Source organism: Dyadobacter chenhuakuii (genome assembly GCF_023821985.2).
Lineage (GTDB): Bacteria > Bacteroidota > Bacteroidia > Cytophagales > Spirosomataceae > Dyadobacter > Dyadobacter chenhuakuii.
This window is the reverse complement of record NZ_CP098805.1, coordinates 5075001-5088820: the sequence shown is the minus strand read 5'-3', so window position 1 is coordinate 5088820 and position 13820 is coordinate 5075001. Positions and strand designations below refer to the sequence as shown.

15 protein-coding genes and 2 rRNA genes (1 of these 17 only partly in view) are annotated in these 13820 nt (G+C 44.0%); 11 read left to right on the top strand and 6 right to left on the bottom strand.

The features are described 5' to 3' along the window. Positions 1-58: 58 nt before the first annotated feature. The 3 genes from NFI80_RS21280 to cysM all read left to right on the top strand — a co-directional run bounded on the left by NFI80_RS21280 (position 59) and on the right by cysM (position 2960). On the top strand, positions 59-790 hold the full coding sequence (locus NFI80_RS21280) for an alpha/beta fold hydrolase (protein ID WP_235160582.1): 732 nt from the start codon (positions 59-61) through the stop codon (positions 788-790). Positions 791-872: 82 nt separating this feature from the next. Then, a complete protein-coding gene (locus NFI80_RS21275; RefSeq protein WP_235166257.1) occupies positions 873-2081 on the top strand; it encodes an alpha/beta hydrolase family protein in 1209 nt (402 codons plus the stop codon). A gap of 6 nt (positions 2082-2087) precedes the next feature. Next, positions 2088-2960, top strand: a complete 873-nt coding sequence (gene cysM / locus NFI80_RS21270; protein WP_235166256.1) for a cysteine synthase CysM — start codon at positions 2088-2090, stop codon at positions 2958-2960. Positions 2961-3037: 77 nt separating this feature from the next. Here the strand turns inward: cysM and NFI80_RS21265 are convergent, their stop codons facing one another. Further along, complete coding sequence (locus NFI80_RS21265) at positions 3038-3457, bottom strand: cytochrome B (protein WP_233797575.1); 420 nt, start codon at positions 3455-3457, stop codon at positions 3038-3040. Between the two features lie 106 nt (positions 3458-3563). Here NFI80_RS21265 and NFI80_RS21260 point away from each other — a divergent pair, with 106 nt between their 5' ends. The 3 genes from NFI80_RS21260 to NFI80_RS21250 all read left to right on the top strand — a co-directional run bounded on the left by NFI80_RS21260 (position 3564) and on the right by NFI80_RS21250 (position 5017). After that, on the top strand, positions 3564-3866 hold the full coding sequence (locus NFI80_RS21260) for a DUF4286 family protein (RefSeq protein ID WP_235166255.1): 303 nt from the start codon (positions 3564-3566) through the stop codon (positions 3864-3866). Positions 3867-4093: 227 nt separating this feature from the next. Then, the gene (gene hpf, locus NFI80_RS21255; protein WP_026628748.1) at positions 4094-4471 is read left to right on the top strand and encodes a ribosome hibernation-promoting factor, HPF/YfiA family; all 378 of its coding nucleotides are present in this window, start codon (positions 4094-4096) and stop codon (positions 4469-4471) included. Positions 4472-4603: 132 nt separating this feature from the next. Then, positions 4604-5017, top strand: a complete 414-nt coding sequence (locus tag NFI80_RS21250; RefSeq protein WP_235166254.1) for a MaoC family dehydratase — start codon at positions 4604-4606, stop codon at positions 5015-5017. A gap of 55 nt (positions 5018-5072) precedes the next feature. On the opposite strand, the gene NFI80_RS21245 is transcribed toward NFI80_RS21250, so the two are convergent. Further along, positions 5073-5252, bottom strand: a complete 180-nt coding sequence (locus tag NFI80_RS21245) for a BF3379 family histone-like protein (protein ID WP_026628750.1) — start codon at positions 5250-5252, stop codon at positions 5073-5075. Between the two features lie 253 nt (positions 5253-5505). Further along, on the bottom strand, positions 5506-6777 hold the full coding sequence (locus NFI80_RS21240; RefSeq protein WP_233797578.1) for an aminotransferase class I/II-fold pyridoxal phosphate-dependent enzyme: 1272 nt from the start codon (positions 6775-6777) through the stop codon (positions 5506-5508). A gap of 250 nt (positions 6778-7027) precedes the next feature. Between NFI80_RS21240 and NFI80_RS21235 the strand changes: the two genes are divergently transcribed. The 4 genes from NFI80_RS21235 to NFI80_RS21220 all read left to right on the top strand — a co-directional run bounded on the left by NFI80_RS21235 (position 7028) and on the right by NFI80_RS21220 (position 11604). Next, positions 7028-8533, top strand: coding sequence for an acetyl-CoA carboxylase biotin carboxylase subunit (locus NFI80_RS21235; protein WP_235166253.1), 1506 nt, complete (start codon positions 7028-7030; stop codon positions 8531-8533). A gap of 194 nt (positions 8534-8727) precedes the next feature. Then, on the top strand, positions 8728-9777 hold the full coding sequence (gene queA, locus NFI80_RS21230) for a tRNA preQ1(34) S-adenosylmethionine ribosyltransferase-isomerase QueA (RefSeq protein ID WP_026632829.1): 1050 nt from the start codon (positions 8728-8730) through the stop codon (positions 9775-9777). 83 nt (positions 9778-9860) lie between these two features. Further along, entirely contained in the window at positions 9861-10526 is a 666-nt protein-coding gene (locus tag NFI80_RS21225) for a 2-C-methyl-D-erythritol 4-phosphate cytidylyltransferase (protein ID WP_235166252.1), read from the top strand. Position 10527: 1 nt separating this feature from the next. Continuing rightward, positions 10528-11604 carry a winged helix DNA-binding domain-containing protein gene (locus NFI80_RS21220; protein ID WP_235166251.1) on the top strand — a complete coding sequence of 359 codons (1077 nt, stop codon included), beginning with the start codon at positions 10528-10530 and terminating at the stop codon, positions 11602-11604. On the opposite strand, the gene NFI80_RS21215 is transcribed toward NFI80_RS21220, so the two are convergent. Beyond that, complete coding sequence (locus tag NFI80_RS21215) at positions 11601-12743, bottom strand: acyltransferase family protein (RefSeq protein WP_235166250.1); 1143 nt, start codon at positions 12741-12743, stop codon at positions 11601-11603. The genes NFI80_RS21220 and NFI80_RS21215 overlap by 4 nt on opposite strands. Before the next feature lie 7 nt (positions 12744-12750). Between NFI80_RS21215 and NFI80_RS21210 the strand changes: the two genes are divergently transcribed. Then, on the top strand, positions 12751-13218 hold the full coding sequence (locus tag NFI80_RS21210; protein WP_235166249.1) for a hypothetical protein: 468 nt from the start codon (positions 12751-12753) through the stop codon (positions 13216-13218). 62 nt (positions 13219-13280) lie between these two features. On the opposite strand, the gene rrf is transcribed toward NFI80_RS21210, so the two are convergent. Beyond that, positions 13281-13392 (bottom strand): 5S ribosomal RNA (gene rrf, locus NFI80_RS21205). A gap of 176 nt (positions 13393-13568) precedes the next feature. Then, positions 13569-13820: ribosomal RNA gene (locus NFI80_RS21200) — 23S ribosomal RNA — on the bottom strand; it runs 2570 nt beyond the window's last position.

The following is a 13820-nucleotide window of genomic DNA, read 5'->3' as shown; positions in this document are numbered from 1 at the left end:
AGCGCAAGGTTTATGTATATTTAGCCAAACAAGTTCTCAACCTTGAAAGCAAATCTATATGAATCTACACCGTAAAACTCTGGTATTGCTGCATGGACATGGCATAGATGATACGATTTGGGATAACCTTGATGCCGCGCTTAATAATGATTTTACAATAGTAAGGCCTAATATTTCCCTGTTCACATTCTGCCAGTCCGTTGAAGATTATGCAGATGAATTGCATCGGTTCCTGACCAATGCCAACATTACGAAATGCGTGCTGATCGGCCATTCGATGGGCGGTTACATTGCCCTCGCATTTGCAGACAAATACCTGGACATGCTCGAAGGTTTCGGGTTATTCCACTCCACTGCCTATGCCGACGACGAGGCAAAAAAACACCAGCGCAACCAGACCATCGATCTTCTTAAAAATCATGGAACGGAAGCATTTGTTAAAAACACGGCTGGAAATCTTTTTGGGGAAAGATATAAAGAACTTTACCCTGAGAGGATTAAGGAACACATCAACCATTTTGGCAAACTTCCCGCGGAAGCGCTTATCGCAGGCATTGCAGCCATGCGTAACCGGCCCGACCGCACGGCGGTGCTCACACGCATGACGTTCCCGGTTTTGCTCATTATTGGTATGCAGGATAAGCTCATTCCTTTTGAAAGCGTGATCACATTGTCGGAATTCCCCAGACAGAGCTATCCATTTATCCTTGCAGAAGCAGGGCATATGGGAATGGTAGAGCGGCCCGATGCCACGGCGCGTATGATCAACTGGTATATGGGAAAAATTTAAGTCAGAAATTTATCCATTTCACGATCTAAAAAAGGTCATCGTTCGTTATCTAAACTTGAACGATGACCTTTTCTTTAAGAATATGCAAAAATTTACGATCGTAGTGTTTCAGAGGAGGTTATCCTTCCTGCTTGTGTGGAGTTTGTTGCTGCTTTACTCCTGCAAAGACGACAAACCACTGCCTGTGGATCCGCCGGTTGAGAATAAATATCTCACTGAAAGCACTGTTATCACCGAAATGACCAAAGAACAGGTGATCGAGAAAGCCGGTGACCTTCGACCATTGGTATCCGCATATGTCAAAAACGGCATTAAGGTTTTTAAAATCACTTACAAGACAAAGAATACGGACGGAACGGACATTATGGCTTCCGGCGCATTGATTTTGCCGTCGACGCCCAATCCCGCTTCTATGATCAGCGTTCAGCACGGCACAATCCGCGACGACGCATCTGCACCTTCCAATTTCAAGGACGGGGCCGAAGCAGCTTCCTTCGGGGCATTATTTGGCTCAATGGGATACATTATTGCTTACCCGGATTACATTGGTTACGGCGCCTCCAAAGATCTTCCCCATCCATACGAACACAGGGCGAGCCTGGCCTCAGCTTCACTGGATATGCTGCGCGCTGCAAAGGAATTTTTGAAAGCGCAAAAAGATGTGAAATGGGATGAGAAACTGTATGTCGCAGGTTATAGCGAAGGCGGTTACGCAACGATGGCGCTCCATAAGATGATTGAAGAAGAAGCGGCTGGTGAATTTGACCTTCGTGCTGCCAGCTGCGGCGCGGGTGCTTATGATAAAACGGCGTTCATGAAGCACATTATCAATACAAAAACGCACGGAATTGCTTCCTATAATGCACTTTACACCTGGGTGTTGTTAACCTATGACCGCATTTATAAACTGAACCGCCCGGCTTCCTACTATTTTAAAGAACCGTTTGCGACTAATATTACGGCAAATGGGATTTCTGCACCGATTGGCCAAAGCTTTGATTCCGCTTTAAATGAAAGCTTCAAAACAGATTTGAATGATGGCAAGGATGAGAAGTTTATTAAGGCCATTGCAGATAATGATGTTTACAACTGGAAACCCAAAGCACCTGTCCAGCTATATCACGGCGATAAGGATGAACTTGTTTTTTACTTCAATTCGGTAAAAGCATATGATACGATGAAAGGATTGGGTGCGAATGTGACATTAACACCGGTGCCGGGCGGCACGCATAGCAGTTCCATATCTTCATTCCTGATTGGAACGCTTGCATTTTTTACCTCTACAAAATAACATTACATGTTTTCACTTCTTGATCTGGTTGGTAACACCCCTCTTATTGAATTAAAAAAGATCAATCCCAATCCGGACGTAAAAATTTATGGTAAGCTGGAAGGCAACAATCCGGGCGGCAGCGTCAAGGACCGTGCAGCATTCAGTATGATAAAAGGCGCGATGGATCGCGGTGAAGTAACTTCCGGCACCAAGTTGATTGAGGCCACCAGTGGAAATACAGGCATTGCCCTGGCAATGATAGCACGGCTGTTTGATCTTGAAATAGAGCTTATTATGCCTCAAAGCTCAACAAAGGAACGTGTGCTGACGATGGAAGCCTATGGTGCAAAAGTTGTACTGTCGGAAACAATGGAGAGCGCGCGGGACATTGCGGAGGAGAAAGCAGCTGCTGGCGGTTATTTCATGCTGAACCAGTTTGCAAACGAGGATAACTGGAAAGCACATTATAGAACTACGGGACCCGAGATTTATAAGGATACCAATCAATCAATCACCCATTTTGTGTCTTCTATGGGCACTACCGGCACTATTATGGGTGTTTCGCGCTATTTGAAGGAACAAAATCCGAACATTCAGATTGTAGGCTGCCAGCCTACCGACGGTTCGAGCATTCCCGGCATCAGGAAATGGCCTGTCGAATATCTTCCTAAAATATTTGAAAGAGAACGTGTTGACCGCGTAATTGAGGTTACACAGGATGATGCGGTGCTCACCACGCGTAAACTGGCAAGAGAAGAAGCTGTTTTTGCCGGAATGAGCAGCGGAGGCTCAACCTGGGCAGCCATTGAACTTGCCAAAGAATTGAAGGAAGGCGTGATCGTTTGTATCATTTGCGACCGCGGCGATCGCTATTTGTCAAGCGATTTGTTTGGCTAAAAAGAAAGGCTTTTCAAATTCCTGAGACTATGCTGCCGGATTTGAAAAGCCTTTTAATTAAAACTCAATGTCGCGGATCAGAACCAGCCGGAGCCAAGGTTTCTGAAAGGCCATGGAATAGCCACAAGAATGATAATGAGGCCCATTGTGTAAAAGTAGAGCACTGTTCTGTGCTTGGCAGCGCCGGTCAGCTTTTTCGATCTGATTCTTCCGACGGTGATCAGCACAATGGCGATCAACATCATGAATATGTGCTCGATTGAATAAAAACGAAACACTTTCTCGCTGATCAGGTCAAAATTCACTTTTGCGCTCATGGTATAAAGGATCAGCCCAAGCAGCAGCTGCGTGTGAGTTGCAATGAATGCGAACAGATAGACTTTGCTATCGCCCTGAGATCCTTTCTGCCAATTGGAATAAGCCGTGAAAATCGCTGCAATCAAAAGTGCTAACACTACATAACGGAGGCCTGAGTGGGCACGTATAAGCGCGTTCATATCAAATCAGTTTATGGTGAATAAGTAAAAGTATGCAAATGTAACGCTCAACCGAGCATTATGCTTGATATTTGCACAACAAAAAGTCCCGATAAGTAAAAATATCATGATCATATTTAACATTACAGTAAACATTAGTTATGCCGCCGAAAAGGATTGGCTTGATTTCATGAAGACAGTCCACATCCCCGAAATCCTGGCGACAAAACTGCCGCTTGAGTGTAGACTTTTCCGCTTGCTCACCGAGATAGAAAACGAAGGTTCGACTTACACCACGCAGTTTTCGTTCCGGACCATGGAAGATTTCCTTGCTTATCAAACCGGCTTTCAGGCCGACTTGCAGGAGCGCCACCATGCGCTTTTTAATGGTCAATATGTATCTTTTCGGACACTTTTGGAGGAAGCATGACGCTTTCCATCCCCACTTTTGAGGTAAAATAAATATATTTAAAAACAACCCGGTTTACTTGACATTACCCTATTATTTCCTTTTATTTAATATACCATTAAGATCAAAAATGGTGTTTGGGGAGCGATTTGAAATTGGGTGGAGAGGATCGAAACTTGTATTGGCGGCCCCGGCATACATGTTGACAGGATGGTTTAAAATATGTTTTACCTTAAAACAAAGTGCTTATGAGACTGCAAATGCAAGCAATTCATTTTGACGCCGATCCTAAGTTGTTGAGCTTCATTCAACAAAAGCTAGATAAACTTGATACCTTTTATGACCGGATTACTAGCGGAGAGGTGTTTTTGAAATTGGATAAAAGTGACAATGCCAAGTTACAGACCAAACTTCTTGAGGTTAAGCTTTATGTTCCGGGAGGAACCATGTTTGTGAGAGAGCAAGGGACGACGTTCGAGGAAGCAACTGATTTAGCAATAGATACATTAAAAATGCAGGTTAAAAAGTTTAAAGACAAACGTAACAATGCCAGGGCACCGAAGATTATTGAAGGTGTAGCATTAGAAGACGGCGTTACGCTCATAACGGAGGAAACTGAAGAGTAACAACATATATATTATAAGCAGAGAAGCCGCCCCGGTCCGGGACGGCTTCTCTTGCTTTAAGGCAAACGCGTTTGTTTGCAACAATCGGATAATTGAGCGAATTTAGATTTTTGTTAATATAAAAGCGATTTTATGAATATTGAACCTGTTGTGGATAGTAGTTTCGAACAGCCATTTCGTCTGACCCAGGAAGAAGTTCAGCGGTTTGCAGATCTTACCGGTGATAACAACCCCATTCACCTGGATGCGGAATATGCTGCAACGACCTCATTTAAAAAGCCTATCATTCATGGCATGCTGGGCGCCACCATTTTCACAAAAGTGCTGGGAACACAATTTCCGGGCTTTGGATCTATTTACCTGAAACAAACATTAGAATTCCTCCGCCCTATGTTCGTTGAGACGGATTACAAAGCCGTTTTCACGATCAAAACCATTAATCCGGAAAAGCACATTGCTGAGATTTCCACTGAGATTGTGGATGCGACAACCAAGAAAGTGGTGACGCGTGGTGTGGCGACAATGATCAATACAGAAAAGTTCTAAAGATAAAAGCCCGGACAGGAATGCCCGGGCTTTTATATCATTTATCCTTCTCAGATTATTCTGCAGTATTCTTCTTATTTTGAACTTCGGCACGGATATCCTGAGCCAACGTTTTAAGGTCTTGCATTCCTTTACGTACACGTGTTCCAGCAGCCTGGTTGCCTTTGTCATAAAACTTATCGAAATCGCCTTCCAGTGAAAGGATCAGATCTTTAACTTCATCAAATCTTGCCATGTTTGTGTTTGTTTTTTAGTTTCAAAATGCCTTTTACACGCTAAAAACGCATGTTTTGACCGAAATTTAGTAATTAAAAGCATTTCCGCAACCCAAAAAACAAAAAAAAACACTTCTAAAATGCAATTAATTATTTGCAAACACCTAAATATCTTAAAATCAGACATTTAGTAATTATTAAATTTTCAAAATAAAAATAAAAAAAAGAGGGCTTTTGCGAAAAAAGCCCTCAGAAAGCGAAATATGCCGATTTTTACTCGATAACCTCTTGAACGTCCTCAACCTGGTAAACCCTGTTTTTCAGTTTGTCGGCCAGCGTCGTGAACGCATTTAATGTATATTCCACATCATCCAATGTATGTGCAGCAGTTGGAATAATGCGCAGCATGATCTGACCTTTCGGCACAACCGGATACACGACGATAGAGCAGAAAACGCCCATATTTTCGCGAAGGTCACGCACCATGCGCGTTACTTCCGGCACGCCGCCTTCACTGTGAAGGAAAACCGGAGTAACCGGAGATTCTGTTTCACCAATGTTAAAACCTCTTCCCCTCAGTCCGTCCTGCATAGCCTTAACATTCTCCCAAAGTTTTGCGCGAAGCTCCGGCATTGTCTTGATCATTTGAAGACGCTTGCGGCAACCTTCTACGTATGGCATCGGAAGCGCTTTCGCATATGTTTGCGAGCGCATGTTATATTTCAGGAACATGATAATTTCGGGATCGTCAGAAGCGATAAAAGCGCCAATTGCGGCCATCGATTTCGCAAATGTTGAGAAGTAAAGATCAACCTCTTTTTGAACGCCCAAAAGCTCTCCTACGCCTGCGCCGGTTTCGCCCATTGTGCCAAATCCGTGAGCATCATCCACAAGCAGACGGAAATCATACTTCTTCTTTAATTCCACAATCGCTTTCAGATCGCCAACTTTACCAGACATTCCGAAAACGCCTTCGGTAATAACAAGCACACCGCCACCTTTCTCGTTGGCCAGTTTCGTAGCACGGATCAGGTTCTTTTCAAGGCTAGCCATATCATTATGGTTGAACTTGTAGTATTCACCTAATTTGGCCTTGTGCAGGCGAATTCCGTCGATGAGGCAGGCATGTGATTCCGCATCGTAAACAATCACATCGCGGTGGTCACAGATACACTCGATCGCCGACATGACGCCCTGATATCCGTAATTCAGAAGAAATGCGTCTTTTTTGCCTACAAACTCAGCAAGTTCTTTTTCAAAAGTCTCGTGAAGCTCGGAATTTCCCGACATCATTCTGGCTCCCATTGGATAGGCAAGCCCCCATTTGGCAGTCGCTTCCGTATCAGCTTGTCTGATTTCCGGATGATTAGCCAGCCCCAAATAATTGTTCAAGCTCCAATTTAACACCTCACGGCCCATAAATCTCATGCGCGGCCCCAAGTCTCCTTCCAACATTGGAAAAGAAAAATAATGGTGGCTGTTCAGCATTTTGGCCGGTGTCCCGATAGGGCCGGAGTTGTTGCGTAATTTCTCAAAAATATCCACTCGCTTTTATTTTATGTGGGTAACCAATTGATATAAATGTTAGATAAATGCAAAATTAACAAAATTTGCGCTTACTTTAATACAATCCAGCCCCTGGCCTTGATTGTAATTTAGTAAAATAACAAAAATCGTGCGCTAACTGACATCATAAAATCGGGTATTCTCCCACCAAATAAAAAATCCTGGCATTTCTATTAAGAATGCTTTTGTTATCTTACAATCATTGATTGCAATAATCCCGTCTATCTGAATGTCATCAATCAAAAAAATACTGGTTGCCAATCGTGGCGAGATTGCATTGCGCATCATGCGTACGGCGAGAGAAATGAACATTGCGACGGTTGCTGTTTTTAGTGAGGCGGACAGGAAGTCTCCGCACGTGCGTTATGCGGATGAGGCGGTTTGCATTGGTCCTGCCGCTTCGTCTGAATCATATTTGAGAGGTGATAAAATCATTCAGGTTTGCCGGGAGCTTCATGTAGACGCCATACATCCCGGCTATGGCTTTTTATCCGAAAATGCCGGCTTTGCTCAAATGGTGAGAGAAGCAGGAATTATTTTCATAGGCCCATCGCCTGAGGCAATCGAGATCATGGGCAGTAAGTTGGCCGCAAAGCAGGCAGCCAGCCGATACAACATCCCTATGGTGCCTGGCACAGAGACAGCCATAACCGATCGCATGGAAGCCAAAACGAGAGCGCGGGAAATTGGTTATCCTATTTTGATCAAAGCTTCTGCAGGTGGCGGTGGAAAAGGCATGCGGGTGGTTGATAACGAAAGTGATTTTGACGAACAAATGGACCGGGCCGTTAGCGAAGCGCAAACTTCTTTTGGCGATGGTTCTGTATTTATTGAAAAATACATTACTTCCCCCAAACACATTGAAATTCAAATTTTAGGCGATCAGCATGGCAACATTATCCATTTGTTTGAGCGCGAATGCTCCATTCAGCGCCGGCATCAGAAAGTAATCGAAGAAGCACCTTCTATATCAATCACAAATGAAACCAGAGTAGAAATGGGCCGCTGTGCCATTGATGTGGCCAAATCATGCGGATATTATGGAGCCGGGACGGTTGAGTTTATTCTGGACGAGCAAGGAAATTTCTATTTTCTGGAAATGAACACGCGCCTTCAGGTGGAACATCCTGTAACGGAACAGATTACAGGTGTTGATTTGGTAAAACAAATGATCTTCATTGCAGAAGGAAAGCCTTTGACATTGAAACAAAGCGACCTTGCGATCAAAGGCCACGCGATAGAAGTGCGCGTTTATGCGGAAGACGCCACCAATAATTTTCTTCCCGACGTGGGAACATTACATACATACATCAAGCCGGGCGGGAATGGCGTCAGGGTTGATGATGGATTCGAACAGGGCATGGACATTCCGATCTATTACGACCCGATGATCGCAAAACTTATTACTTACGGTGCGGACCGTGAAGAAACCATTCAGAAAATGATCCGGGCCATTGACGAATACCAGATTTCGGGCGTGCAAACCACGCTGCCTTTCTGCAAATTTGTGATGAACCATCCTGTATTCAGATCGGGGAATTTTGATACGAACTTTGTAATAAATCATTTCCTGCCCCAAATGCTGACGGAGGAAATTAGCAGCGACTCTGCCCGGCTAGCGGCCATCATCAGTACGCATCTGTTGCAGAAAACGCAGTCTGATACTGACTTGAATAATGCTTCTGAAAATAAAAAAGCTTCTCTCTGGAAGCTCCGCCGCATGCACAATCTTTAACGGATGCTTTTCTTGCATTTTCCCGGGAAATTGCCTACTTTTGCGGTCTTAATTTTTTGGAATGTTGGATTGCATAAAAATTACAGAATTTGGAATAACTATGCAAGTAATCCAGCCCTCAACATTTCTTTCATAAGAAGTACACTATTGCCTTATTTGGCTCACGACTAAAGAAATTCACAGAATATTCAGCTATGAAGCTATCCGAATTTAAGTTTGATCTTCCCCAGAGTTTAATTGCACTTCATCCTTCAGACCGCGGCGAATCCCGCCTTATGGTTGTTCACCGTAAAACAGGAGAAATAGAACATAAAACCTTTGCAGACCTTATCAATTATTTTGACGACGGGGATGTAATGGCCATTAATGACACAAAAGTTTTTCCGGCCCGTCTGTTTGGTCAAAAGGAAAAAACAGGTGCAAAAATTGAAGTTTTCCTTTTGCGCGAACTGAACCGTGAAATGCGTCTTTGGGACGTTCTGGTTGATCCTGCGCGTAAAATCCGTGTTGGTAACAAGCTTTATTTTGGGGACAGCGACCTGGTTGCTGAGGTGATCGACAATACAACTTCACGTGGCCGTACGATCCGTTTTCTTTATGACGGTGACAACGACGCGTTCATGAAACTTGTTGACGAATTGGGTGAGACGCCGCTTCCTCCGGAAATTATTTCCAGACGTAAAGTTGAAACATCTGACAGAGAACGTTTCCAGACCATTTTTGCTGAACACGTTGGCGCAGTTGCAGCCCCTACGGCTGGAATGCACTTTACGAAGGCGATCATGAAGCGTTTGGAGATCAAAGGTGTCAATTTTGCGCCTGTAACCTTGCATGTTGGGCTTGGCACATTCCGGACTGTGGATGTGGAAGATCTCACGAAACACAAAACAGATTCTGAAAATTATAGAATTACACAAAGCAGCGCCGACATTGTCAACGCAGCTATTGATAACAAAAAACGCATTTGCGCAGTTGGTACGACTTCATTGAAAGCGGTCGAATCTTCTGTTTCTGCGAGCGGACATTTAAAAGCAGTTGAAGGCTGGACAGACAGGTTTGTGTTTCCTCCTTACGATTTCAAAATCGCGACTGCATTGCTATCTAACTTTCAGCTTCCTGAGTCCATTTTATTGATGTCGGCTTGTGCATTTGGAGGTTTTGATCTGGTTATGAAGGCTTACGACCTTGCTATCAAGGAGAAATATAAATTTTTCACCTACGGCGACGCGATGCTGATTATTTAAGGTTTAAATAAAAATTCAAGATGGTCATTTGTGGTCAAGGATTTGATTTCCTGATACATAAATGACCATTTTTTTTGACTGCTATGCAAGAATATGTCATTATAGTTGCCGGAGGAAGTGGAAGCCGCATGAAAAGCGAGCTTCCCAAACAGTTTTTGAAAATCAATGGTCTGCCAATCCTGATGCATACCATTCACGCATTCAGGAAATATTCTGATGCACTGCAAATCGTTTTGGTTCTTCCTGCTGAGCAGATGATATTCTGGAAAAAGCTTTGTGAAGAACATTCATTTCAAATTGCATGCACATTAGTTGCCGGCGGTGATTCCCGCTTTGCATCTGTAAAAAACGGGCTGGGCAGCATTCAAGATCATGAAGGATTGGTTGCGGTGCATGATGGCGTAAGGCCTGTTATCAGTAAAGAAATTATCGCCGCAGGTTTCGTAAAAGCTGTTGAGCAAGGCAGCGCCGTTACCAGCGTTCCGCTCAAAGATTCAATTAGAAAAGTTGAAGAGAGCGGGAAAAACCAGGCTGTGGACAGAACCGCATTTCAATTGATCCAGACCCCTCAGACATTTCGCCTGGATTGGATGCAGGAAGCGTTCGCAGTAGATTACAATGAGCAATTTACAGATTGCGCCAGTGTCTTGGAGGCCGCAGGCTATCCGATTCATCTGATTCCCGGTGCCTATGAAAATATAAAGATTACAACACCGGAAGATTTGCGGTGGGCCGAAATATATCTTTGATATGACCATCAACGACATCATATTACTGCGCCTTCATAATCAACAAATTTCCCATAATCCGTCCAATACACCGGAGGAAGTCGTGGCGTGGATGGGCGCTATACAAGCGCAGGACTATGCGGGCGCGAAATGGTCGCTCGGTTTGAGGCTGCCAAAAAGTACCGAATCAGACATTGATAATGCCATTGCGCGGAAGGCGATCATTCGGACGTGGCCTATGCGGGGAACACTGCATTTCGTTGCTGCTGATGATGTGAGGTGGTTGCTTAAATTATTGACGCCCCGGATAATTGCGGGATCAGCCGGTCGGCACCGGCAACTGGAATTGGACGAAGCGACATTTAAAAAAAGCGAGGAACTGCTGTCTAGTGCATTGGAAGGCGGAAAGCAACTGATGCGGAGCGAAGTATATGCCATTTTAGAGCGTTCAGGTATTGCAACGGCAAATCAGCGCGGCATGCATATTATCAATTATCTTGCTCAAAAGCAGGTTTTATGCCACGGTGTGCACAATGAAAAGCAACCAACATATGTACTGCTGGACGAATGGGTTCCTGATTCCAAGCATCTGGAACGCGATGAAGCATTGGCAGAACTGGCATTGCGCTATTTCAGAAGCCATGGACCGGCCACGCTCAATGATTTTGTCTGGTGGTCTGGATTGAAGATCTCCGACGCACGAGCAGGTTTAGATTCAGTTTCATCGGCTCTTGAAATGATTGAGTGCGAAGGACGAACTTATTGGACAGGAGCTGAGCATCCTGAAATGAGCGCCATCCCTTCAACATTTTTACTACCAGATTTTGATGAGTATATGCTGGGCTACACGGATAGAACGCCGATCCTGGCAGCTCAATATGCGGGTAGAATCGTTCCTGGAAACAACGGAATGTTTATGCCAACCATTGTATCGGATGGGCAAGTGATAGGCCTTTGGAAGCGAATTTTAAAGAAGGATAAGATTTCAGTTGAAGCTATGCCTTTTGAAAAAGTCAGTAAGGCCAAAATTAAATCTATCGCGACAGAAGCTAAGAGGTATGGTAAATATCTTGGCAAAAGCGTCTCGCTTGCTGACTAGACTTTTACAAAGATTTTATGTCTGTAAAGAAAATAGAGGAAAAACCAGACGATTACAAACCCTCCTAATGCATTAAATACTTCATGCCATTTTTCTGGCGAATACTTATAAATCCCTTCAAAGAGAAGTTTCGAGGATGCATTGAAGTCGATAAACCGGACTGCCAGATAAATTACAAGAGAGTTCATTCCTATCACCTGGAAGAAAAAAGCCCACTTCTTATAGCCTTTTACATCTATGATCCAGTAAAATATAGCCAGTAATGCAAAAGCCATTCCGGAGGTAAGCATGATGAATGAGCTGGACCAAAGGTGTTTGTTTATTGGAAAAGCTAAATTCCAAATTAAGCCGGAGAGAATCCCTACAATTCCGCAGAAGAAAAGCTGCATAAGCTTGGTTCTGGCAACGTGGCTGCGCAGCATGATGTCACCGGCAATGGTTCCAAATAACGTCAGACAAATAGATGGAAACTGTGTCAGTAGTGCGAGCTCATCATAAGTGCCTTGTTTCAGTTTGCCTGGCATAAAGTTCCGGTCAAACCAGCCCACAAGGTTGCCCTCAAACGAAAGGTCTCCCGCTCCGTAACCGGGCACCGGAATGAATATCAACGCCAAGTAATACAGGATAAGCGTCGAGATTGCAATCCAAATTCTATTGGTAAAGGAGAAATTCAGGTAAAGAATAGCCCCAATGAATGTGGCCAGGCCTATCCTTCCCAAAACGCTTCCATAGCGAATCTGCGCCGGATCAAATAAATCGATCGGGGCATTTTTATCAAGAATACCAAGCGCAATCAATATCAACATTCGTTTGAATGTCTTTCTCAAAATTTCCGACTGGGAGATTCCTTTTGCTAGTGCTCCCGTTACACTAAACGCCAGCGATGTGCCCGCTAAAAACAGGAATAGGGGAAAGATAAAATCATAAAATGTAAATCCGTGCCATTCGGGATGTATGAATTGCGCTGAAATTGCGTCTACGGCATTAATACCCGTTTTACCACCCAATAGGAAAATAAAAGCACCGCCTCCGGAAATCATTAGCATGTCAAAGCCGCGGAGCGCATCCATTGAAGCAAGTCTTTTGACATTGCTCACTTCCTTCTTATTTGCTGTTACGTTGGCCGAAGCAGTCTCCATAATTCTGATGTTAGCACTAATTGAAAAGCCGCAGGCTTTGGCTTTTTACTTAAAACGCTGCTTATCAGATTTCTTTCAAGATTTTTCAAACTCAAATCTTCCTCATATGAAAGACTTAATGGATGACTTTCGGTTGTATGCGGGCATCTTACGCTGGGTTGGTAGTACGCTCACAGTGGGAATGACAAGATCTGATCGACGACCTGCACTGCTATCTCTTTATCATGCGTATCTCAACAAGCAGTCAGTCTACTATACGCCGATAGATCCATACATTATTCCCAAAACCGATGTGTTTGAGTTATTTGGTAATGATTCGGCTGTTTACGAAGGCATATATGAATATGGGTTTGAGCATATCAAGGAATTCGAACTGAAAGTAATCAGTATATTTAGTCAAGAAAGCCAAAAAGACGCAAGATTTAAAGACATCAAACACATAGGAGGGACAAGTATCTTGATTCTTCAACTGTGAGTTTTAGCTAAAAGCTCAGGCACAAAAAAAGACCATCCTTTTGAGATGGTCTTTGAATGGTATTGTGGCGGCTACCTACTTTACCAGGTTTGATCCAAGTATCATCGGCGGTTCTGGGCTTAACTTCTCTGTTCGGGATGGGAAGAGGTGAACACCAGGCCAATAGCCACCAACAAGGTCTTTGTTGGTCTTTCAGTGATATCGGTTATGGCAAGAGGTGAAGCGAATCGTCGCACCGTCCAGGCCAATAGCCACCAACAAGGTCTTTGTTGGTTTTATCACTCAACAATATCTTTGAGTAATCAATGTCATATTGGAAGTAGAAGAGATCAAAAAGTGTTAAGATGTTAATGTGCAAGCTGTTGGGTAATTAGTACTGCTCAGCTGAATGTATTTCTACACGTACACCTGCAGCCTATCAACGTCGTAGTCTACAACGACCCTTATGTGGAAGATTCATCTTCGGGCTAGTTTCGCACTTAGATGCTTTCAGCGCTTATCTATTCCCCACATAGCTACCCGGCCATGCCACTGGCGTGACAACCGGTTCACCAGCGGTGGGTCCACCTCGGTCCTCTCGTACTAAAGGCAGCCCCCGTCAA

Coding starts and splice junctions, on each gene's coding strand:
- NFI80_RS21280 (WP_235160582.1), top strand. CDS start 59: ATGAATCTACACCGTAAAACTCTGGTATTGCTGCATGGACATGGCATA.
- NFI80_RS21275 (WP_235166257.1), top strand. CDS start 873: ATGCAAAAATTTACGATCGTAGTGTTTCAGAGGAGGTTATCCTTCCTG.
- cysM (WP_235166256.1), top strand. CDS start 2,088: ATGTTTTCACTTCTTGATCTGGTTGGTAACACCCCTCTTATTGAATTA.
- NFI80_RS21265 (WP_233797575.1), bottom strand. CDS start 3,457: ATGAACGCGCTTATACGTGCCCACTCAGGCCTCCGTTATGTAGTGTTA.
- NFI80_RS21260 (WP_235166255.1), top strand. CDS start 3,564: ATGATCATATTTAACATTACAGTAAACATTAGTTATGCCGCCGAAAAG.
- hpf (WP_026628748.1), top strand. CDS start 4,094: ATGAGACTGCAAATGCAAGCAATTCATTTTGACGCCGATCCTAAGTTG.
- NFI80_RS21250 (WP_235166254.1), top strand. CDS start 4,604: ATGAATATTGAACCTGTTGTGGATAGTAGTTTCGAACAGCCATTTCGT.
- NFI80_RS21245 (WP_026628750.1), bottom strand. CDS start 5,252: ATGGCAAGATTTGATGAAGTTAAAGATCTGATCCTTTCACTGGAAGGC.
- NFI80_RS21235 (WP_235166253.1), top strand. CDS start 7,028: ATGTCATCAATCAAAAAAATACTGGTTGCCAATCGTGGCGAGATTGCA.
- queA (WP_026632829.1), top strand. CDS start 8,728: ATGAAGCTATCCGAATTTAAGTTTGATCTTCCCCAGAGTTTAATTGCA.
- NFI80_RS21225 (WP_235166252.1), top strand. CDS start 9,861: ATGCAAGAATATGTCATTATAGTTGCCGGAGGAAGTGGAAGCCGCATG.
- NFI80_RS21220 (WP_235166251.1), top strand. CDS start 10,528: ATGACCATCAACGACATCATATTACTGCGCCTTCATAATCAACAAATT.
- NFI80_RS21215 (WP_235166250.1), bottom strand. CDS start 12,743: ATGGAGACTGCTTCGGCCAACGTAACAGCAAATAAGAAGGAAGTGAGC.
- NFI80_RS21210 (WP_235166249.1), top strand. CDS start 12,751: ATGTTAGCACTAATTGAAAAGCCGCAGGCTTTGGCTTTTTACTTAAAA.